The organism is Methylobacterium sp. WL19 (assembly GCF_008040005.1).
Lineage (GTDB): Bacteria > Pseudomonadota > Alphaproteobacteria > Rhizobiales > Beijerinckiaceae > Methylobacterium > Methylobacterium bullatum.
Map to the genome: position 1 here is coordinate 24640 of NZ_VRVC01000014.1, position 18890 is coordinate 43529.

Annotated in this window: 21 protein-coding genes and 1 other RNA gene; 11 read left to right on the top strand and 11 right to left on the bottom strand. The window is 67.8% G+C overall.

The window, feature by feature from the left end; genetic code table 11:
- The first annotated feature begins 250 nt into the window (after positions 1-250).
- Genes proS through FV220_RS04860 form a run of 3 tightly spaced genes read left to right on the top strand, consistent with a single transcriptional unit; the run spans position 251 to position 3619 of the window.
- Positions 251-1576, top strand: coding sequence for a proline--tRNA ligase (gene proS, locus FV220_RS04850; RefSeq protein ID WP_056147883.1), 1326 nt, complete (start codon positions 251-253; stop codon positions 1574-1576).
- A 7-nt stretch (positions 1577-1583) separates the two neighbouring features.
- Positions 1584-2888: a lipoprotein-releasing ABC transporter permease subunit gene (locus FV220_RS04855; RefSeq protein ID WP_018042035.1), complete on the top strand. Its 1305-nt coding sequence runs from the start codon at positions 1584-1586 to the stop codon at positions 2886-2888.
- 17 nt (positions 2889-2905) lie between these two features.
- Positions 2906-3619 carry an ABC transporter ATP-binding protein gene (locus FV220_RS04860; protein WP_147829951.1) on the top strand — a complete coding sequence of 238 codons (714 nt, stop codon included), beginning with the start codon at positions 2906-2908 and terminating at the stop codon, positions 3617-3619.
- A 447-nt stretch (positions 3620-4066) separates the two neighbouring features.
- On the opposite strand, the gene FV220_RS04865 is transcribed toward FV220_RS04860, so the two are convergent.
- The 7 genes from FV220_RS04865 to FV220_RS04895 all read right to left on the bottom strand — a co-directional run bounded on the left by FV220_RS04865 (position 4067) and on the right by FV220_RS04895 (position 8487).
- The gene (locus tag FV220_RS04865; RefSeq protein WP_147829953.1) at positions 4067-5080 is read right to left on the bottom strand and encodes a peptidoglycan -binding protein; all 1014 of its coding nucleotides are present in this window, start codon (positions 5078-5080) and stop codon (positions 4067-4069) included.
- A complete protein-coding gene (locus FV220_RS04870; protein ID WP_147829955.1) occupies positions 5080-6045 on the bottom strand; it encodes a MotA/TolQ/ExbB proton channel family protein in 966 nt (321 codons plus the stop codon). The genes FV220_RS04865 and FV220_RS04870 overlap by 1 nt, the downstream gene beginning before the upstream one ends.
- 121 nt (positions 6046-6166) lie before the next feature.
- Positions 6167-6988 carry a TIGR00282 family metallophosphoesterase gene (locus FV220_RS04875; protein WP_147829957.1) on the bottom strand — a complete coding sequence of 274 codons (822 nt, stop codon included), beginning with the start codon at positions 6986-6988 and terminating at the stop codon, positions 6167-6169.
- A gap of 9 nt (positions 6989-6997) precedes the next feature.
- The gene (locus tag FV220_RS04880; RefSeq protein WP_147829959.1) at positions 6998-7585 is read right to left on the bottom strand and encodes a 5-formyltetrahydrofolate cyclo-ligase; all 588 of its coding nucleotides are present in this window, start codon (positions 7583-7585) and stop codon (positions 6998-7000) included.
- Positions 7575-7732: non-coding RNA, 6S RNA (gene ssrS, locus FV220_RS04885), on the bottom strand. The genes FV220_RS04880 and ssrS overlap by 11 nt, the downstream gene beginning before the upstream one ends.
- A gap of 67 nt (positions 7733-7799) precedes the next feature.
- Complete coding sequence (locus FV220_RS04890) at positions 7800-8159, bottom strand: cell division protein ZapA (protein WP_147829961.1); 360 nt, start codon at positions 8157-8159, stop codon at positions 7800-7802.
- A 31-nt stretch (positions 8160-8190) separates the two neighbouring features.
- Entirely contained in the window at positions 8191-8487 is a 297-nt protein-coding gene (locus FV220_RS04895) for a DUF4164 domain-containing protein (protein ID WP_018042045.1), read from the bottom strand.
- Between the two features lie 425 nt (positions 8488-8912).
- Here FV220_RS04895 and gap point away from each other — a divergent pair, with 425 nt between their 5' ends.
- From gap to FV220_RS04935, 8 genes are all read left to right on the top strand, one after another.
- The gene (gap, locus tag FV220_RS04900) at positions 8913-9920 is read left to right on the top strand and encodes a type I glyceraldehyde-3-phosphate dehydrogenase (RefSeq protein ID WP_147829963.1); all 1008 of its coding nucleotides are present in this window, start codon (positions 8913-8915) and stop codon (positions 9918-9920) included.
- A gap of 85 nt (positions 9921-10005) precedes the next feature.
- Positions 10006-10545 (top strand): hypothetical protein, encoded by a 540-nt coding sequence (locus FV220_RS04905; RefSeq protein ID WP_082473246.1) that lies wholly within the window; start codon positions 10006-10008, stop codon positions 10543-10545.
- A gap of 29 nt (positions 10546-10574) precedes the next feature.
- Entirely contained in the window at positions 10575-11777 is a 1203-nt protein-coding gene (locus tag FV220_RS04910; protein WP_147829965.1) for a phosphoglycerate kinase, read from the top strand.
- A gap of 289 nt (positions 11778-12066) precedes the next feature.
- A complete protein-coding gene (fba, locus tag FV220_RS04915; RefSeq protein WP_018042049.1) occupies positions 12067-13137 on the top strand; it encodes a class II fructose-bisphosphate aldolase in 1071 nt (356 codons plus the stop codon).
- Positions 13138-13256: 119 nt separating this feature from the next.
- The gene (locus FV220_RS04920; protein ID WP_018042050.1) at positions 13257-13916 is read left to right on the top strand and encodes a thiamine phosphate synthase; all 660 of its coding nucleotides are present in this window, start codon (positions 13257-13259) and stop codon (positions 13914-13916) included.
- Positions 13913-14962, top strand: coding sequence for a tetratricopeptide repeat protein (locus FV220_RS04925; RefSeq protein ID WP_238253770.1), 1050 nt, complete (start codon positions 13913-13915; stop codon positions 14960-14962). Before FV220_RS04920 ends, FV220_RS04925 begins: the two co-directional genes overlap by 4 nt.
- A gap of 186 nt (positions 14963-15148) precedes the next feature.
- Positions 15149-15943, top strand: a complete 795-nt coding sequence (locus FV220_RS04930; RefSeq protein WP_026175625.1) for an inositol monophosphatase family protein — start codon at positions 15149-15151, stop codon at positions 15941-15943.
- Positions 15944-16027: 84 nt separating this feature from the next.
- A complete protein-coding gene (locus tag FV220_RS04935) occupies positions 16028-16573 on the top strand; it encodes an adenine phosphoribosyltransferase (RefSeq protein WP_027170828.1) in 546 nt (181 codons plus the stop codon).
- Positions 16574-16862: 289 nt separating this feature from the next.
- On the opposite strand, the gene purQ is transcribed toward FV220_RS04935, so the two are convergent.
- The 4 genes from purQ to FV220_RS04955 form a co-directional block, all read right to left on the bottom strand.
- Positions 16863-17543 (bottom strand): phosphoribosylformylglycinamidine synthase subunit PurQ, encoded by a 681-nt coding sequence (purQ, locus tag FV220_RS04940; RefSeq protein WP_147829967.1) that lies wholly within the window; start codon positions 17541-17543, stop codon positions 16863-16865.
- Positions 17543-17782, bottom strand: a complete 240-nt coding sequence (gene purS, locus FV220_RS04945; protein WP_147829969.1) for a phosphoribosylformylglycinamidine synthase subunit PurS — start codon at positions 17780-17782, stop codon at positions 17543-17545. Before purS ends, purQ begins: the two co-directional genes overlap by 1 nt.
- 149 nt (positions 17783-17931) lie before the next feature.
- Positions 17932-18171: a hypothetical protein gene (locus FV220_RS04950; RefSeq protein ID WP_056147217.1), complete on the bottom strand. Its 240-nt coding sequence runs from the start codon at positions 18169-18171 to the stop codon at positions 17932-17934.
- 114 nt (positions 18172-18285) lie between these two features.
- Positions 18286-18888 (bottom strand): ActR/PrrA/RegA family redox response regulator transcription factor, encoded by a 603-nt coding sequence (locus FV220_RS04955; protein WP_056147213.1) that lies wholly within the window; start codon positions 18886-18888, stop codon positions 18286-18288.
- Between the last annotated feature and the right edge of the window lie 2 nt (positions 18889-18890).

Below are 18890 nucleotides of genomic sequence, written 5' to 3' on the forward strand. Positions count from 1 at the left end.
GGGCGTCGCGACCATCACGGGGGCGCTTATAGGAACTGGATTGCGCATTGTCACGCCTTCGGAGATGATTCCTGGCGTTTTTTTGCAAGAGTTGGCGGGTTTGGGCTCCATTTTCGCCTGCGACCTACTTCCGTGACCATGCGGGGCTTTCGCTAAGCCGCACGGCGCTTGTCTTTTCTCGATGCAATGTGTTGTGTGCCCCGCAACGATGCGCGGTACGATCGCGCTCCAAAACGATCCAGGGTTCCCGATGCGTCTCTCCCGCTATTTCCTGCCGACCCTGCGCGAGACGCCCAAGGAGGCGGAGATCGTTTCCCACCGCCTGATGCTGCGGGCCGGCCTGATCCGTCAGGAAGCGGCGGGCATCTATGCGTGGCTGCCCCTGGGCCTGCGCGTGCTCAACAGGGTCTGCGCGGTGGTCCGCGAGGAGCAGGATCGGTCCGGCGCCATCGAGCTGCTGATGCCGTCGATCCAGTCGGCGGAGTTGTGGAAGGAATCCGGACGCTACGAGGCCTACGGCAAGGAGATGCTGCGCATTTCCGACCGGCACGACCGCGAGATGCTGTTCGGCCCCACCGCCGAGGAAGTGATCACCGAGATCTTCCGCGGCAGCGTGCGCTCCTACAAGGACCTGCCGAAGAATCTCTACCAGATCTCCTGGAAGTTCCGTGACGAGGTGCGGCCGCGCTTCGGCACCATGCGCTCGCGCGAGTTCCTGATGAAGGACGCCTACTCGTTCGATATCGATCAGGCGGCGGCCCGGCACGCCTACAACAAGATGTTCGTCGCCTACCTGCGCACCTTCGCCGGCCTCGGCCTCAAGGCGATCCCCATGCGCGCCGATACCGGCCCGATCGGCGGCGATCTCAGCCACGAATTCATCATCCTGGCCCAGACGGGCGAGAGCGAGGTGTTCTGCGACAAGCAGTATCTCGATTTCGATATCCCGCCGGTGACCACCGATTTCGACGACGTCGCCGGCCTCCAGGGCACCGTGGACCGTTGGACCTCGCTCTACGCCGCCACCTCAGAGATGCACGAGCCCGCCGCCTTCGCCGAAGTCGGCGAGGACAAGCAGATGGCCGCGCGTGGCATCGAGGTCGGGCACATCTTCTATTTCGGCACCAAGTATTCCGAGGCCATGGGCGCCAAGGTCACCGGGCCGGACGGCGTCGACCGCCCCGTGCATATGGGTTCCTACGGCATCGGCCCGAGCCGGCTGGTTGCGGCGATCATCGAGGCCTCGCACGACGAGGCCGGCATCATCTGGCCGGATTCCGTGGCGCCCTTCGACGTCGCCCTCATCAACCTCAAGACCGGCGACGCGGCAACCGACGCGGCCTGTGCCGAGATCCAGGCCAACCTCGAGGCCAGCGGCCTGACGGTGCTCTACGACGACCGTGACGAGCGTCCCGGCGCCAAATTCGCCACCGCCGACCTCATCGGCCTGCCCTGGCAGGTCGTGGTGGGTCCGCGCGGCCTCGCCGAGGGCAAGGTCGAGATCAAGCGGCGCTCCGGCGGCGAGCGCGAGAGCGTGGCTCCCATCGATCTGATCTCGCGCCTGAAGCGGAGCTGAGGCCGGTATGGCTCTGGCAGAGACGGTGAAGGAACGGCTGGCGGGTCTCTCCGGCCTGTTCAAGCGCGGCAGCACGCCGCCCTTCGCGGCCTTCGAGTGGATCATCGCCGGGCGCTATCTCCGCGCCCGGCGGCGCGGCGGCGGCGTCTCCGTCGTCGCCTTCTTCTCCGTCCTCGGCATCACCCTGGGGGTCGCCACCCTCATCATCGTGCTCTCGGTGATGAACGGGTTCCGTACCGAACTGCTCTCGAAGATCGTCGGTATCAACGGCCACGTCTTCGTCACGCCTATCGACAAGCTGTTCACCGATTACGTCGATCTCTCCGACCGCCTCTCCAAGGTCGCCGGCGTCCGCTCGGCGATTCCCCTCGTGGAAGGTCAGGCCTTCGCTTCGTCGCCCTATGGCGGCAGCGGCGTCCTGGTGCGCGGCATCAGGGGCGAGGACATCGATTCCATCGGGTCCATCGCCAAGACCATCCGGGGCGGCACGCTCGATGGGTTCGACGACGGCACCGGGGTCGCCATCGGCCGGAGGCTCGCCGAATCCCTGGGCCTGCAGGCCGGCGACCAGATCACCCTGTCCACGCCGAAGGGCGCGACGACACCGTTCGGCACCGCGCCGCGCACCAAGGCCTATACGGTCAAGGCGATCTTCGAGATCGGCATGACCGAGTTCGACGCTACTTTCGTGTTCATGCCGCTGGCCGAATCCCAGGCCTTCTTCAACCGTGACAGCGACGTCAGCCTGATCGAGGTCTATCTCGACAATGCCGATGCGGTGGCGCAGCTGCGGCCGGATCTCGAGATGGCGGCAGAGCGGCCCGTCCTTCTCACCGACTGGCGCCAGCGCAACCGAACCTTCTTCGGGGCGCTGGAGGTGGAGCGGAACGTGATGTTCCTCATCCTCAGCCTGATCGTCGTGGTGGCGACCCTCAACATCGTCTCCGGCCTGATCCTGCTGGTGCGCGACAAGTCGAGCGACATCGCGATCCTGCGGACGATGGGGGCGACCCCCGGGACGGTGATGCGAGTCTTCCTCATCAACGGGGCGCTCATCGGCGTGGTCGGGACGCTGGGCGGGCTGGCACTGGGCACGCTCATCACCCTCAACATCAAGCCGATCCAGCGGGTGCTGTTCCCCTCCGCCTGGGACCCGACCGTGCGGTTCCTCGCCGAGATCCCCGCCGAAATGAATTCCGGTGAGATCACGGTGGTGGTCCTCACCTCTATCGCCCTGTCGCTCGTGGCGACGCTCTATCCCTCCTGGCGCGCCGCCCGGCTCGATCCGGTGCAGGCCCTGCGTTACGGCTGAGGGGAGATTCAACCATCATGACCACCTCTGCCGACCAGGCCGGTGCGCCGCCGGTCCCGGCCCTGTTCTTCGCCAAGGTCGAACGCCGCTACGCGCAGGGAACGGGAGCCCTCGACATCCTGCGCGGCGCCGATCTCGCGATCTGGCCCGGCGAACTCGTGGCCCTGGTGGCACCCTCGGGGGCCGGTAAATCCACGCTTCTGCATCTCGCCGGCCTATTGGAGCGGCCGGATGGGGGCGAGGTCTATATCGGCGGCCAGCCCACGGCGGCCATGCCGGACGCCGAGCGCACCCGGTTTCGCCGCGAGGAGATGGGCTTCGTCTACCAGTTCCACCACCTCCTGCCGGAATTCTCGGCCCTGGAGAACGTGGTGATGCCCCAGCTCATCCGAGGCCTCGGGGCCAAGGAGGCCAAGGCGCGCGCCACCGAGCTTCTGAGCTTCCTCGGCCTGAAGGAGCGTCTGGTCCACCGCCCGGCCGAATTGTCGGGCGGCGAGCAGCAGCGCGTCGCCATCGCGCGGGCCGTCGCCAACGGCCCGCGCCTGCTGCTGGCCGACGAGCCCACCGGCAACCTCGATCCGCACACGGCGGCGCATGTCTTCGGCATCCTCGTCTCGCTGGTCCGCGCTTCGGGCCTCGCCGCGCTCGTGGCCACCCACAACATGGAGCTCGCCGCCCGCATGGACCGGCGCGTCACCATCCGGGACGGGTTGATCGAGCAGCTGGCCTGAGGCCAGACCGCCCTGCCTCCGTCCCCGCCGGCGGCGCGCCATCTGCCTGATTGAGCTTTCAAGTGCTCCGGAGTCGAACGGCTTACGCAGGGAGGACTATCTGTCCGCTTTACGACGAAGCTCAAGGATAGGTCGCGGGAGTCTCGGGCATGGCCGTAGGGGAGCATGTCGGGCGGCGGAGCAAACCGTCGACGCATGGCGCATGGGGGAGGGCACCGCGCTCCAGCGGCGTGTTTACTGCCCGCTAACCACGAAGCGGAGTGCGCTGAATTCCCGCTTTACACAGAACAAAACAAGAACAAAGATCGCCGCGTCAACGAGAGGCGATCACAATGCTCAAGCGGATGATCCTGACCGGCGCGGTGGAATTCATGGCCTTCGGGTTGCTCTCCGGCGCGTTCGTCGTCTGGGCGGTGGCGCTGGCACCTCTGCGGTAGGGGGCCTGCCTTAACGTTCGGTGAGCTTCAGCTCGATGCGGCGGTTGCGGGCGTAGACGTCGTCGCTGGTACCGGCCTCAATGGGCTGGAATTCACCGAAGGCGGCGGCGAGCAGGCGCTGGGGCGGGATGCCCCTTCCCGCCATGTACTGCACCACGGCGATGGCGCGGGCGGCCGAAAGCGACCAGTTCGACGGGAATTGCGAACTGGCGATGGGACGGGCATCGGTATGCCCGTCGACACGCAGGACCCAGGGAATGTCCGCCGGAATCTGCTTCGACAGATCGAGGATGGCGGTGGCGATCCGGTCGAGTTCGGGCGCCGCTTCGGGCTTCAGGCTCGCCGAGCCCGCCGGGAACAGCACCTCCGATTGCAGGACGAACCGGTCGCCGACCACGCGGATGTCGCTGCGGTTGCCGAGGATCTGGCGCAGGCGGCCGAAGAAGTCCGAGCGGTAGCGCGCGAGTTCCTGAACCTTTTGGGCGAGGGCCACGTTCAGCCGGCTACCGAGATCGGCGATGCGGGCCTGGCTCTCGCGGTCGCGGCTCTCGCTGGCGGCCAGCGCGTCTTCCAGGGCGGCGAGCTGGCGGCGCATGGCGCCGATCTGCTCGTTGAGGAGATCGATCTGCGACGCGGCGCGGGCATTGGTGGCGCGCTCGGCCACCAGCTGCTTGTCGAGCTCGCCCTGGCGGTTGTCGCCGCTCGCGGCGGCGCCGGCCTGTTCCTTCAGCTTGTCGCGCTCGGCCTCGGTGCCCAGAAGCGTGGTGCGCAGGTTCGAGGCCTTCTCCTCCTGCGCCCGGCGCGTGGAGCGCTCCAGCGCCAGGAGGTCGGTGAGGTCGGCGATCTGCCGGTTGAGCCGGTTCAGCACCGAATCGCGGCCCGTGATCTCCTGGGACAGGAAGAACTGCCCGACGACGAAGATCGTCAGCAGGAAGACGACGGCTAGCAGCAGCGTCGCCAGGGCGTCGACATAGCCCGGCCAGACGTTGAGGCTCCGGTCCCGGCGCGTGCGCAGCGAGGCCATCAGGTCTTCTCGCGGCCGAGCCGGTCGAGCACCTGCTTGAGTTCACGTTCCCGCGTCGCCTGAGCCTCGACCCAGTCGCGGATCATCTGCTGCTCGGCCCGCATGTGCTGGACGAGCCCCTGGATGCCCTCCGCGAGGTTGGTCATCGCCTGGGTCGCCACGCGGCCGTTGGCGCCCTCCGAGATGATGGCCGAGAGCCGGTCCACCGCCTCGGTGAGTTCACGGGCCGAGGCCGGCTCCTGCGCCGCCACGGGGCGCGCCGCGACGGCCTGCTCCTCGCCGGAGACCAGCCAATCTTCCAGTTCGTTGTGGAAACGGGCATGGGCCTGGCCCGCCTGGAGATCGAGGAAGCCGGTGACGAGCGAGCTCGACAGGCCGAACAGCGAGGCGGAGAAGGCGAGGCCGATGCCGGAGAGCGGCTTGGCGAGGCCGTTCTTCAACTCGTCGAACATCGCGCTGGCCTCGCCGCCGCCGCGCATGCTCTGGATCACGCTGCCCACCGCGCTCAGCGTGTCGATGAGGCCCCAGAAAGTGCCGAGCAGGCCCAGCAGGATCAGCAGCCCGGCGATGTAGCGCAGGATCTCGCGGCCCTCGTCGAGGCGGGCGGCCACGGTGTCGAGATAGGAGCGGATGCCGGTCTGCGTCGTGCCCTCGCGCCGCGCCAGGATCGCCGGGGAGAGGGGCGCCAGGAGCGAGGGCGGCTTGGCCGAATCCTCACTGGCCGCGACCGCGTTGACATAGGCGACCTCGCGGAAGAGGCGGATCACCTGGCCGAAGGCGAGCAGGATGGCGATGAGGAGGACGCCGAGGATCAGCCCGTTCAACCCGGCATTGGCGAGGAAGGCCGGCGTGATCTGCCGGAACAGGACGAAGGCGAGAAACCCGACCAGGGTCAGGAAGACCAACATCCGGATCAGGTAGATGCCCGGGCGGCTCAGGGGGGCAGTCGCGGAGCGGGTCGCCATGGGATGTCGGGGACTCTATCTGCGCGGGCTCGCGAAACGGGCGAGTCGACCGTGCCCGCACCTTGGCTTCATGCCCCGCTGCGATCAAGCCGCAGTGAGGCTCATCACCAGCTCAAGGGGCCTAATCCCAGGAGCGAGGCCAGGTTTCTTCGAGATGCGGGCCGAGGCGGACCGCCGAGACCATGGTGGCGAGTCCCGTCGCATTGTCGGTCTCGACGGCGATCCCGCACAACGTGCCCTTGCCCTGGGCCGCTTCCAGGCGCGCGCCGGGGGTCTTCTGCAGGAAGCGCCGCAGGGGCTCGTCCTTCTGCATGCCGAGGATCGAATCGTAATCGCCGCACATGCCGGCATCCGACAGGTAGGCGGTGCCGCCGGGGAGGATGCGGTGGTCGGCGGTGGGGGTGTGGGTATGAGTGCCGACGACGAGGCTGGCGCGGCCGTCGAGGAAGTGCCCGAAAGCCTGCTTCTCGCTGGTCGCCTCGGCATGGATGTCGACGATGACGGCGTCCGCCACCTCGCCCAGGGGGCAGGCGGAGAGTTCGCGCTCGGCGGAGGCGAAGGGATCGTCCAGCGCATCCATGTAGATGCGGCCCATGACGTTGAGGACGAGGACGCGGGCGCCCCCCCGCGTCTCCACCACGGTGGCGCCGCGACCCGGAGTACCGGGCGGGTAGTTCGCCGGGCGGACGAGGCGCGTCTGCCGCTGGATGAAGACGAGGGCTTCGCGCTGGTCGAAGGAATGGTTGCCCAGCGTCACCGCATCGGCGCCCGCCTGGAGGAGTTCGTCGCAGATCGCCTCGGTGATGCCGAAGCCGCCGGCCGCGTTCTCGCCGTTGATGACCACGCAATCGAGGCGCCAGCGCTCGCGCAGTTTCGGCAGCCGGTCCATCACCGCATTGCGGCCGGGGCGGCCCACCACATCGCCGAGGAAGAGAAGTCGCATGTGTCGGTGTCAGTCCCGGACGAGCGGGACCGGTCCCGCTTCGGTGATGAGATGGTCGAGGGGCTGGTCGTGCGGCTCGGACGGCACGGTCTCCACTTCCTGGACGGAGAACGCGATACCGATCGTCAGGACCGGGCCGTTGCGGGAGAGCCGCTCGATGGCCTGATCGTAATAGCCGCGACCGTAGCCGATGCGATGCCCGCGCCGGTCGAAGGCGGCGAGCGGCACGATGAGGGCGGTGGGATCGAGGGGCGGAAGGTCGTCGCGCGGCTCGCTGAGGCCGAAGGAGCCCGGCACCAGCGCTTCTCCCGCCCGCCATTCGCGGAACACGAGGCCGTCCGGCGTCACCTTGGGGAGGGCGACCCGTTGTCCGCGCGCGAACAGCATCTCGATGAGGGGAAGCGGATCGACCTCGCTGCGGATCGCCCAGAAGGCACCGACGATGGCCGCATCGGCCAGGGCCTCGACCCGCATGACGCTCTGCGCGATCCGCAGGCCGCCGGCCCGGCGGGTCTCGGGATCGAGTCCGTCACGCCGGGCGAGGGCCTGCTTGCGAAGCTCGGCTTTCAGGGCGGGGAAATCAGAGTGCGGAGCCACGTGAGCCGTTGGAGTTGCGATCCCGGGAAACCTACAGTGTAGGTGGGCGCCGTGTTGGCCAAGTCCAGGGACAGGGCCAGGGACAGCTCCCTGGGGAGTCGATAAGGCCCCGGGGAAAAGTACTCCTGACGAACCCCGCAGCACCGCTCGACTCATGTAGCGTCGGCGGGCGTTTCGCGCCAGGGGGTGGGGCGGGCAATCGTGCGCGGGACGCTCATCCCGCCGCCAGCGCATACGCTAGCCGCTCGATCCTGTCCGCCGCCCGGCCGAGCCCTTCGGCGATACGGGCCTCCTCGTTGGCGCGGAGGGAGTCCGCGGTCTCGACGCGCTCCCGGAGCGTGACCGTTTCGGCCTCGAGATCCGCCAGGCGACGCTTGAGCTCCGCGAGTTCGTCCGCCTGGGTGAGGGCAGCCATCACATGCAGACGCATGTCGCCGATCTCGCCGAAGGATTTCCTCATGTCGGTGACGCGGGTGTCGAGTTCCGCAGCCAGAGCCGAGAGATGCGCCTCCTCGCCTTCGGCGCAGGCCATCCGGTAGCTCTTGCCGTCGATGGTGACGCTGATCTGGGGCATGTCCGACAGGGCTGGTGTGAGAGGTGGCAGACTAGCGTGCGACGCGGGGGCGGGCCAGCACGCCCTCCACCGCTTCGATCGCCCGCCCCAGGCGGTGGCCGACATCGCTCGTGGTCGCCTCCACCGTGGCGAGGCGCGCGCTGGCGGCGTCGAGTTCCGCCGCGAGGCGCGCGCGATCCTCCGCCATGATCGCGAGCTCCGTTTCCAGGTCGCCCGGTTCGCGCTCGGCCTCAAGGCGATGGGCCACCGAGGCCTCGAGGCGGGTCAGTACCGTATCGAGCCGAGCAAGGGCATGGTCCACGTTCGGCCGGTCTGGCGTCTGGCTCATCGTTCTACCTTCCGCCGGATCATGAAGGAGCTGGCGCATCTGTTTCGGAAACGCGGATTTGTAGCCAAACCTCTGTCGATCCGCGCGCGAAATCGACGCTTTGCCATCATATGCGGGGAAGGAAAACGAATCGATCGGGCAAAACCTTTGCCAGCGGTTTCCCCCATGTTAGAGACCGCGCGCCCCTCGAACCGACCGCCGGATTGGAAATTCGAGCCCGTGACCCGTTCGGCCATCGATCCCGCATCGGTCCTTTCGCGGACGCATGAGGGTCCGAGGATGGGCCAATCGGTTCATCTGACGTTCAACGGTGTACATGACACAGCGACGCCGAATGGCGGCTCCGCCCCTCCGGCCCGCTGTCTCGCTCTTGCTGCTTACGGGTTCCGCGAGGTCGGCGCCCGGTACATAGAAGGATTCACGCCGTGTCGGTGAAGGTTGCCATCAACGGGTTCGGACGCATCGGCCGCAACATCCTGCGCGCCATCCACGAGTCGGGCCGCAAGGATATCGAGGTCGTCGCGATCAACGATCTCGGCCCCGTCGAGACCAATGCCCACCTGCTGCGCTTCGATTCGATCCACGGCCGCTTCAACGCCAAGGTCGAAGTGGACGGCGACTTCATCGTCGTCGACGGTCAGCGCATCAAGGTCACCGCCGTGCGCAACCCGGCCGAGCTTCCGCACCGCGAACTCGGCGTCGACATCGCCCTGGAATGCACCGGCATCTTCACCTCGAAGGACAAGGCCAAGGCCCATCTCGACGCCGGCGCCAAGCGCGTCATCGTCTCGGCCCCCGCCGACGGCGCCGACCTTACCGTGGTCTACGGCGTCAACCACGATCAGCTGACCGCCGATCACCTCGTGATCTCGAACGCGTCCTGCACCACCAACTGCCTCGTGCCGGTGGCCAAGGTGCTCAACGATCTCGTCGGGATCGAGCGCGGCTTCATGACGACGATCCATTCCTACACCAACGACCAGCCGTCCCTCGACCAGATGCACAAGGACCTCTACCGGGCCCGTGCCGCCGCCCTGTCGATGATCCCGACCTCCACGGGCGCGGCCAAGGCCGTCGGCCTCGTCCTGCCGGCGTTGAAGGGCAAGCTCGACGGAACCTCGATCCGCGTGCCGACCCCCAACGTTTCGGCCGTCGACCTCGTGTTCACCGCCAAGCGCCAGACCTCCGTCGAGGAGATCAACAACGCGATCCGCGCCGCGGCCGACGGTCCGCTGAAGGGCGTGCTGGCCTATACCGACCAGCCCAACGTCTCCATCGACTTCAACCACGATCCTCATTCGTCCACCTTCCACCTCGACCAGACCAAGGTGATGGACGGCACGTTCGTGCGTATCCTCTCCTGGTACGACAACGAGTGGGGCTTCTCGAACCGCATGGCGGACACCGCCGTGGCGATGGGAAAGCTGCTCTGAGAGCAGCGCTTCCGGGCGGCCCGTTGGCCGCCCGGGATGCCTCGTGAACGACACCCTTTGATCGACCAGCACTGGTGCGTCCGACATGACCGAGCCTTCGCCGACCCCGTCGACCGGAACCAGCTTCATCCCGGGCGCCAAGACTTCCGAGAGCAAGACTTCCCATAATATGACTTCCGAGAGCACCGCGCTCGCGGGTGTGGCGCCGTCGCCGGTGCCCGAGACCCAGGCGATCGCCAACCAGCAGGCGACGCCGCCGCTCGTGGTCGGCAAGGCCGAGCCCCTGGCTCAATCCGCGCCCGCCCCATCCTCGCCCGGCAGCGACCAACTCGCCCGCATCGAGGACAAGTGTGCGCGGATCGAGGACAAGTACGCCCGCTCCGAGGCACTGCTCTCCCGCGTCGAGGAGAAGATCGAGGGGGCGACCACGCGCATGAGCGAGGCAGCGCGCCAGTCCGACCTCGCCGCCCTGCGCAGCGAAGTCCGCGCCGTCGCCGACCGCACGCGCCGGCTGCCCGGTTCCGGGGCCCTGGTGCTGACGGCGATCATCACCGCCGTGCTCACCGTGGTGCTGACCATCGCCGCCCAGCGCTTCCATCTCGACGGGCTCATCACCCCGCGCTGACATTTCTCTCGACGACACTGAAGGCCAGGATGACCGCTTTCCGCACCCTCGACGATGCCGGCTCCCTCCAGGGCAAGCGCGTGCTTCTCCGCGTCGACCTGAACGTGCCGATGGAGGGGGCGCGCGTCACCGACGCTACCCGTATCGAGAGGATCGTCCCGACGATCCGCGAGATCGCCGATGGCGGCGGGCGTGTGGTGCTGCTGGCGCATTTCGGCCGCCCCAAGGGCAAGCCGGTGGTGGCCGATTCGCTCAAGCAGGTGGTCTCCGCCCTGTCCGACCGTCTCGGCCGCCCGGTCGCCTTCGCCGAGGATTGCATCGGCGAGGCCGCGTCCTCGGCTATCTCGGCGCTGAAGGACGGCGACGTTCTCCTCTTGGAGAACACCCGCTTCCACTCCGGCGAAGAGACAAACGAGACCGGTTTCGTAGCGGCGCTCGCCGCCAACGGCGATGTCTTCGTCAACGAGGCTTTCTCGGCCGCCCACCGCGCCCATGCCTCGACCGAGGGCCTCGCCCATGTGCTGCCGGCCTATGCCGGCCGGCTGATGCAGGCGGAGCTCGACGCGCTCACCAAGGGGCTGGAGGCGCCGAGCCGCCCGGTCATCGCATTGGTCGGCGGCGCCAAGGTCTCCTCGAAGATCGACCTCCTGCAGAACCTCGTCGCCAAGGTGGACATGCTCGTCATCGGCGGCGGCATGGCCAACACCTTCCTGCACGCTCAAGGGAAAGCCGTCGGCAAGTCCCTGTGCGAAAAGGATCTCGCCGAGACGGCGCTCCGCATCCTCGACGCCGCCGCGTCCGCCAAGTGCCGCATCATCCTGCCCGTGGACGCCGTGGTCGCCGCCGAGTTCAAGGCCAACGCGGCACATGAGACCGTGGGCGTCGACGCCGTGTCGGAGACCGGCATGATCCTCGATGCCGGCCCGGCCTCGGTGGCCGAGATCGACGCCGCCATCGACGAGGCCGCCACCCTGGTCTGGAACGGTCCGCTCGGCGCCTTCGAGCTGACCCCCTTCGACGCCGCCACGGTGGCGGCTGCGCGTCACGCGGCCGAACGCACCATGGCCGGCAAGCTCGTCTCGGTGGCGGGTGGCGGCGACACGGTGGCCGCCCTCAACCATGCCGGCGTCGCCGACGATTTCTCCTACGTATCCACCGCCGGCGGCGCGTTCCTCGAATGGCTGGAAGGCAAGGTCCTGCCCGGCGTCGAGGCCCTGCGCGTCAAGGGGTGACCGGTTCCATCCCAGGTCCCGTCATCTCATCCTGAGGCGCCTGATGCAGCGGGCCTCGAAGGAGGGCTCCGGCATCCTCCGCGCGAACTGGAGGGCTCCTTCGACGCCTTCGCTGCGCTTGGGCACATCGGGATGAGGTGTTTGGCTGGGATCTGGGAAGACGACACAGCGTTCTGTCACCGAAGTCTTCGCGATGGAGTTGCGAAGGACCCAGTAAGGTCCGACAAGGCAGACGAATTTCAGCGGATGGCGGCCCACGGGTCGGCCCCATCGTTTTTAGGAGACACCAATGGCACGTATCACCCTGAGGCAGCTCCTGGATCACGCCGCCGAATACGAATACGGCGTTCCGGCCTTCAACCTGAATAACATGGAACAGGGCCTTGCCATCATGGCGGCGGCGGATGCCACCGATTCGCCGGTGATCCTTCAGGCGAGCAAGGGCGCGCGCGCCTATGCCAACGACGTGGTGCTGGCCAAGCTCATCGACGGGCTCGTGGAGATCTACCCCCACATCCCGGTCTGCATGCATCTCGACCACGGCAACAACGAAGCCACCTGCGCCACGGCGATCCAGTACGGCTTCACCTCGGTGATGATGGACGGTTCGCTCAAGGCCGACGGCAAGACCCCCGCCGACTACGCCTACAATGTCGAGATCACCGGCAACGTCACCCGCATGGCCCATTGGGCCGGCGTCTCGGTGGAGGGCGAGCTCGGCGTGCTCGGCTCGTTGGAGAGCGGCCAGGGCGAGGCCGAGGACGGCCACGGCGCCGAGGGCGTGCTGAGCCACGACCAGCTCCTCACCGACCCGGAAGAGGCGGTGAAGTTCGTCACCGCCACCAAGGTCGACGCGCTCGCCGTCGCCATGGGCACCAGCCACGGCGCCTACAAGTTCACCCGCCAGCCCGACGGCGACGTGCTGGCCATGAACGTGATCGAAGAGATCCACCGCCGCCTGCCGACGACTCACCTCGTCATGCACGGCTCTTCCTCGGTGCCGCAGGATCTGCAGGACATCATCAATTCCTACGGCGGCCAGATGAAGCCCACCTGGGGCGTGCCGGTGGCCGAGATCCAGCGCGGCATCAAGCACGGCGTGCGCAAGATCAACATCGACACCGACAACCGCATGGCCATGACTGGCCAGATCCGGAAGGTTCTCACCGAGAACCCGGCCGAGTTCGATCCGCGCAAGTACCTGAAGCCCGCCATGGATGCGATGACGAAGCTCTGCCGCCAGCGTTTCGAGGAATTCGGCACCGCCGGTCAGGGCTCGAAGATCCGCCCGATCTCGGTCTCCGAGATGGCCAAGCGCTATGCCAACGGCTCGCTCGACCCGAAGATCGGCGCCGCCTGAGACCCTGTTCCGTGGTACCGGATCGCATCCGGAACCATGCCGTGACGCGGTGATCTCGCATCGCCTGTCCCCGAGACGCGGAGCCCGCGCCTCGGGATGATGCCGTTAGGACGACAAGAATGGCCGAACCCCGCACCCGCCTCGCACTCCTGTCCCCCCATCGGGTGGATTCCGACCGGGCCGATGCCCTCGCCGAAGCGCTGACCGCCGCCTGCGCGGCGGGGGACGTGGCGGCGGTGCTCCTGCGGCTCGCCCCGGCCGACGAGCGCAGCCTCGTGAACCTCGTCAAGCGGCTCGCTCCGGCCGCGCAATCGACCGGCGCCGCCCTGGTCATCACCGTGTCCGATTTCGCCGGCGACGTCGTCAGCGTGGCCGCGCGTGGCGGGGCGGACGGGGTTCATCTCGACAAGGCGCGGGATGGTGCCCTGCAGGATCTGCGCGAACGCCTCAGCGACGGTCGAATCCTCGGAGCCGGCGGGCATGAGCAGAAGCACGCGGCGATGGAGGCCGGCGAGGCCGGTGTCGATTACGTGATGTTCGGGGGGATCTACTCGGACGGGATCGCGCCCGATGCCGATACCGTTCGCGAGCGCGCGGAATGGTGGGTCGAAATCTTCGAGACTCCGTGCATCGCCGTGGCCCATGATCTGGCCCAGGTGGACGGTCTCCTGGCGACGGGGGCCGAGTTCCTCGGGCTGGAAAGCCACCTGTGGATGGGAGAAGGGGCGGATATCGCCGCCATCCAGGCCTTGGTCGCGGCGTCGGAGGCCGATACGTGAGGCGGGTCCGCCGGGCCGCCTTCGCCCTCGCCCTGGCGGAGGGCTTGGCGTTCGCTGCCTGCGCCGAAGCGCCGAAGGTGATGCCGACCGACCCGGCCGGACCCCAATCGCTGACGCCTCGCCCCAAGGAGACGCTGAAGGGGCAGCTGCGGGAACTCCCGACGCCGTATTCCATCGGCGCGACCGGCGCGGTGCCGCCCCGTTCGAAGACCGAGCCGGACATCGCCTTCGGCGCCTATCAGCGCGGCCAATATACCACCGCCTTCCGCGAGGCGACGAAGCGGATCGCCGCCGACAACAAGGACGCCGCGGCGATGACGCTGCTCGGCGAGCTCTACAACCAGGGCCTCGGGGTCAAGCAGGACCCGGTGAAGGCGGCCGAATGGTACCGTCTGGCCGCCAACCAGGGCGACACCCACGCCATGGCCTCCCTCGGCCTGATGTCGATCGATGGCCGCGGCGGCACGAAGGACCCGAAAGCCGGGCGCCGCTGGCTCGAACAGGCATCCCTGAAGGGCGACACCACGGCCGCCTACAACCTCGCCCTGATCCTGATCGGCACGGGAACCGAGCCGGACGAAGCCAAGGCGGCCGAGTTGTTCCGCAAGGCGGCCGAGGGTGAGATCGGCCCCGCCCAACACGATCTCGGCGTGCTCTACCTCCAGGGGAGGGGGGTGCCGAAGGATCCCAAACAGGCGGCCGAGTGGTTCCGGCGCGCCGCCGATAACGGCGATCTCGCCGGTGAGGTCGAGTTCGCGATCCTGCTGTTCAACGGCATCGGTGTCGAGAAGGACGAGGCCCGCGCGGCCCGCTACTTCCTCCACGCCGCGTCGCGCGGCAACGCCATCGCGCAGAATCGCGTCGCCATCCTCTATGCCCTGGGACGGGGGATGCAGAAGAACCCTGTCGAGGCGGCGGCCTGGAATCTCGCCGCCGCCGCCCAGGGGCGCTCCGACCCGAAGCTCGACGAGACCCTCGCCGGCCTCACCGCCGAGGAGCGAAGCCGGGCCGAGCGACTGGCCGAGGCGCGGATGAAGGTGGAGTGATACCAGTCGACGATGGGGAGACCTCATCGTCGACTGCCCGCGCGCGGCTTGCCGCGGACGATGCGGCATCCATGGGCGCCTGCGCGCGTTTCTCCTCTGCCCCGCATCGGCGAGGGGTGAGGCGGGCGGCAAACATGCTATGGCCGCGCAAGACCGTTCTTTGAATCGACCCGGACCTTTGCATCGATGATCAGCTCACCTCTCATGACCGTCATGGTCGACGCCGTCCGCAAGGCCGCCCGTGGCCTCAAGCGCGACTATGGCGAGATCGAGAACCTCCAGGTTTCCCGTAAAGGTCCCGGCAACTTCGTCTCCGCCGCCGACCGCAAGGCCGAGGAGGTGCTGCGCGACGCCCTGATGAAGGCGCGTCCCGGCTACGGCCTGATCCTCGAGGAATCCGGGAATATCGAAGGGCAGGACAAGAGCCATACCTGGCATGTCGACCCCCTCGACGGCACCACCAACTTCCTCCACGGCATCCCGCATTTCGCGATCTCGGTGGGTCTCGAGCGCGAGGGCCAGATCGTCGCCGGCGTCATCTACGATCCGGCCAAGGACGAGCTGTTCGTGGCCGAGCGCGGCAAGGGCGCCTATCTCAACAACCGCCGCCTGCGCGTCTCCGGCCGGACCGATCTCGCCGACGCTCTCGTCGCTTATGGCTCGCCCTATCTCGGGCGCGGCGACCACCCGAAGCTCCTGCGCGAGGTGGCGGCGGTGATGGCGGTGACCGGCGGTGCCCGCCGCTTCGGCTCTGCCGCCCTCGATCTCGCCTACGTCGCCTGCGGCCGCTCGGACCTCTACTGGGAGCGTGACCTGCAGACCTGGGACATCGCGGCCGGCATCATCCTGGTCCGCGAGGCCGGCGGCTTCGTGACCAGCGCCGATGGCGGAGCGGAGCCCCTGGCCGCCCGCTCGGTGGCGGCTGGCAACGAGAGCCTGCACGGCGATCTCGTGAAGCTCCTGCGTCGCGCCAACGCCTGAGATCCGAGGCCCCGGCTTTCCAGCTGGGGCTCGGCATGGTCCAACCCGCTCCGATCCTGACCTATCCTAGCGAAAGCCGCCCGTATGGAAGCTCGCCGCCACTCCGCACTGAAGGATTCGATCCGCTCGATTCCGGATTACCCGAAGCCCGGTATCGTCTTTCGCGACATCACCACGCTCCTGAGCGATCCGCGCGCGTTTCGCCGTGCAGTCGATTCGCTGGTCCATCCTTTCGCGGGCGGGCGGATCGATCAGGTAGCGGGAATCGAGGCGCGGGGCTTCATCCTCGGCGGCGCGGTGGCGCACCAGCTCTCCTCGGGCTTCGTGCCGATCCGCAAGAAGGGCAAGCTGCCCCACAAGACCGTCTCCATCGCCTACGCGCTGGAATACGGCACCGACGAGATGGAAATCCACGTGGACGCCATCAAGCCGGGCGACAAGGTGCTGCTGGTGGACGACCTCATCGCCACCGGCGGCACTGCCTGCGCGGCGGTGAACCTGCTGCGCCAGATCGGCGCCGAGGTGGTGGCGGCCTGCTTCGTCATCGACCTGCCCGAGATCGGCGGGGCGCAGAAGCTGCGCGACCTCGACGTGCCGGTGCGGACGCTGATGGAATTCGACGGGCATTGATGCGCGACGCGTCCTTCTCTCGTGTGCGAGAGAAGGTGGCTCGCGGCAGCGGGTCGGATGAGGGGAGCGCCACCTTCGGAGAGGTCTTCCCCTCTCCCGTCTGCTGCACCGGCCTCCTCTCCCGCGAGGCTACTGGATTCACCCAGCTTCTCTACGGGTGTTTACTCTATCCGAGAGAGTTCGACTGAGGCGCAACGGAACTCCCTCTTCTGGAAGGAGAGGGGACTCGTGCCACCCGCGAGACGTGTGAATGCCGTAGCCCGCAAAGGGGAGAGGGGGTCTTTACGCGTTACGCCGCGAGGCTTTCGAACAACCCGCGCCCGTCGACCCCGCCGATGAGACCTTCGACGAAGTTCTCCGGGTGCGGCATCATCCCGAGCACGTTGAGGTTTTCGCTGTAGATGCCGGCGATGGAGTTCAGCGAGCCGTTCCGGTTGGCATCCACGGTCAGGTCGCCGGAGGCGTCGGAATAACGGAAGGCCACGCGGCCGTCGCCTTCGAGGCGCGCCACCGTATCGGCATCGGCGAAGTAGTTGCCCTCGCCATGCGCCACGCAGACGTCGATCACCTGGCCTTTGGCATAGGACGACGTGAAGCGCGTATCGGCACGCTCCACCCGGAGCAGCTGGCGGTGGCAGATGAAGCGCCGGTCGACGTTGCGCATCAGCACGCCCGGCAGGAGGCCGGATTCGCACAGGATCTGGAAGCCGTTGCAGATGCCGAGCACCAGACCGCCGCGGGCGGCGTGGTTGCGGACGGCATCCATGGCGGCGGCGCGTCCGGCGATGGCCCCGCAGCGGAGATAGTCTCCGTAGGAGAACCCGCCCGGAAGCACCGCGAGGTCGGTGCCGGCCGGCAGCGCCGTCTCGGTGTGCCACACCTTGACCACCTCCGCGCCGGCGAGGCGCAGGGCGCGGGCGACGTCGCCGTCGCGGTTGGAGCCGGGGAAGACGACGATCGCGGCGCGCATCAGACGATCTCGATCTCGTAGTTCTCGACCACGGTGTTCGCGAGCAGCTTCTCGCAGGCGCTCTTCAGCGTCGCTTCGGCGCTGGCCGGGTCCGCGTCGGCGATCTCGACGTCGAACACCTTGCCTTGGCGGACACCCTCGATGCCGGAGATGCCGAAGGATGAGAGAGCGGATTCGATCGCCTTGCCCTGAGGGTCGAGCACGCCGGTCTTCAGGGTGACGATGATGCGGGCTTTCATGGTCTCGGACTCGGTGCTGTGGCTCGACCCGTCAGGCGATAGTCGGGAAATGCCGACCATGCAACGCGGCTGCCCCATCGCGGCGGGGATGTTTCCCAGCCCGTTCCACCTCCGTCAGCCGCAAAAGCGATTCGGGATTATGTCGTGGATCAGCGACGGGCGGCCGGTGCGGCGGCGCGAATCGGCTCGATGCTCACCGCACGGCGCCAGAGCTGGACCATGATCCAGACGGCGATCGCACTGAACAGGACCATGAGGACATGGCCGACGGTGTCGCCGAGATCGAACAGACCGGCGAGCGCCCAGCCTGCGGCGATGGCGACGGCGAAGACTTCGGTGCCCACCAGCACCATCATGCTGACGATCGTGATCAGGTTGCGCGTATTCACGGGGATGCATCTCCGTCGACCCCGGAGCAGCGATTGCGGCGGGCGGCCGGAGCTTTACAGCGCCGGTCCGGTCCCGCGCAACATCGCGGCGCCGGGGTCGTCGTCAGGGACGGGTCAGCGCGGCGCGCGCTTGGCGAGGATACGCTGGAGCGTGCGCCGGTGCATGTTGAGGCGGCGTGCCGTCTCCGAGACGTTGCGGCTGCACAATTCATACACCCGCTGGATATGCTCCCAGCGCACGCGATCAGCCGACATCGGGTTTTCCGGCGGGTCGGCCCGCTCGCCCGGCTGCGCCATCAACGTGCCGTGGATCTCGTCCGCATCGGCGGGCTTGGCGAGGTAATCGAACGCACCGAGCTTCACGGCGGTGACGGCGGTGGCGATGTTGCCGTAGCCGGTGAGGATGACGCCCCGGGCCTCGGGCCGCTTCTCCTTCAGCCGCGCGATCACGTCGAGGCCGTTGCCGTCACCGAGGCGCATGTCGATGACCGCGAAGGCGGGTGCACGGCTCTCCACCAGGGACACGCCCTCGGCCACGCTCTCGGCCACCTGAACCTCGTAGCCGCGGGCTTCCATCGCCCGCGCCAGGCGGGTTGAGAACGGCCTGTCGTCGTCCACGATCAGCAAGGTGCGGTCGGCATAAGCCGCCAGCGGATCGGATTCCGACGTCTGCAGCGCATCGGCAGCAAGCCCCGGACTTACACTCTGCGTCAGCATCC

Bases quoted from the DNA above. Each gene is read 5' to 3' on its own strand.
- FV220_RS04910 (WP_147829965.1), top strand. From the start codon at position 10,575: ATGACCGCTTTCCGCACCCTCGACGATGCCGGCTCCCTCCAGGGCAAG.
- FV220_RS04920 (WP_018042050.1), top strand. From the start codon at position 13,257: ATGGCCGAACCCCGCACCCGCCTCGCACTCCTGTCCCCCCATCGGGTG.
- FV220_RS04955 (WP_056147213.1), bottom strand. From the start codon at position 18,888: ATGCTGACGCAGAGTGTAAGTCCGGGGCTTGCTGCCGATGCGCTGCAG.
- FV220_RS04855 (WP_018042035.1), top strand. From the start codon at position 1,584: ATGGCTCTGGCAGAGACGGTGAAGGAACGGCTGGCGGGTCTCTCCGGC.
- FV220_RS04865 (WP_147829953.1), bottom strand. From the start codon at position 5,080: ATGGCCTCGCTGCGCACGCGCCGGGACCGGAGCCTCAACGTCTGGCCG.
- fba (WP_018042049.1), top strand. From the start codon at position 12,067: ATGGCACGTATCACCCTGAGGCAGCTCCTGGATCACGCCGCCGAATAC.
- FV220_RS04870 (WP_147829955.1), bottom strand. From the start codon at position 6,045: ATGGCGACCCGCTCCGCGACTGCCCCCCTGAGCCGCCCGGGCATCTAC.
- FV220_RS04860 (WP_147829951.1), top strand. From the start codon at position 2,906: ATGACCACCTCTGCCGACCAGGCCGGTGCGCCGCCGGTCCCGGCCCTG.
- purQ (WP_147829967.1), bottom strand. From the start codon at position 17,543: ATGCGCGCCGCGATCGTCGTCTTCCCCGGCTCCAACCGCGACGGCGAC.
- purS (WP_147829969.1), bottom strand. From the start codon at position 17,782: ATGAAAGCCCGCATCATCGTCACCCTGAAGACCGGCGTGCTCGACCCT.
- FV220_RS04875 (WP_147829957.1), bottom strand. From the start codon at position 6,988: ATGCGACTTCTCTTCCTCGGCGATGTGGTGGGCCGCCCCGGCCGCAAT.
- FV220_RS04930 (WP_026175625.1), top strand. From the start codon at position 15,149: ATGATCAGCTCACCTCTCATGACCGTCATGGTCGACGCCGTCCGCAAG.
- FV220_RS04935 (WP_027170828.1), top strand. From the start codon at position 16,028: ATGGAAGCTCGCCGCCACTCCGCACTGAAGGATTCGATCCGCTCGATT.
- FV220_RS04905 (WP_082473246.1), top strand. From the start codon at position 10,006: ATGACCGAGCCTTCGCCGACCCCGTCGACCGGAACCAGCTTCATCCCG.
- FV220_RS04895 (WP_018042045.1), bottom strand. From the start codon at position 8,487: ATGAGCCAGACGCCAGACCGGCCGAACGTGGACCATGCCCTTGCTCGG.
- FV220_RS04890 (WP_147829961.1), bottom strand. From the start codon at position 8,159: ATGCCCCAGATCAGCGTCACCATCGACGGCAAGAGCTACCGGATGGCC.
- proS (WP_056147883.1), top strand. From the start codon at position 251: ATGCGTCTCTCCCGCTATTTCCTGCCGACCCTGCGCGAGACGCCCAAG.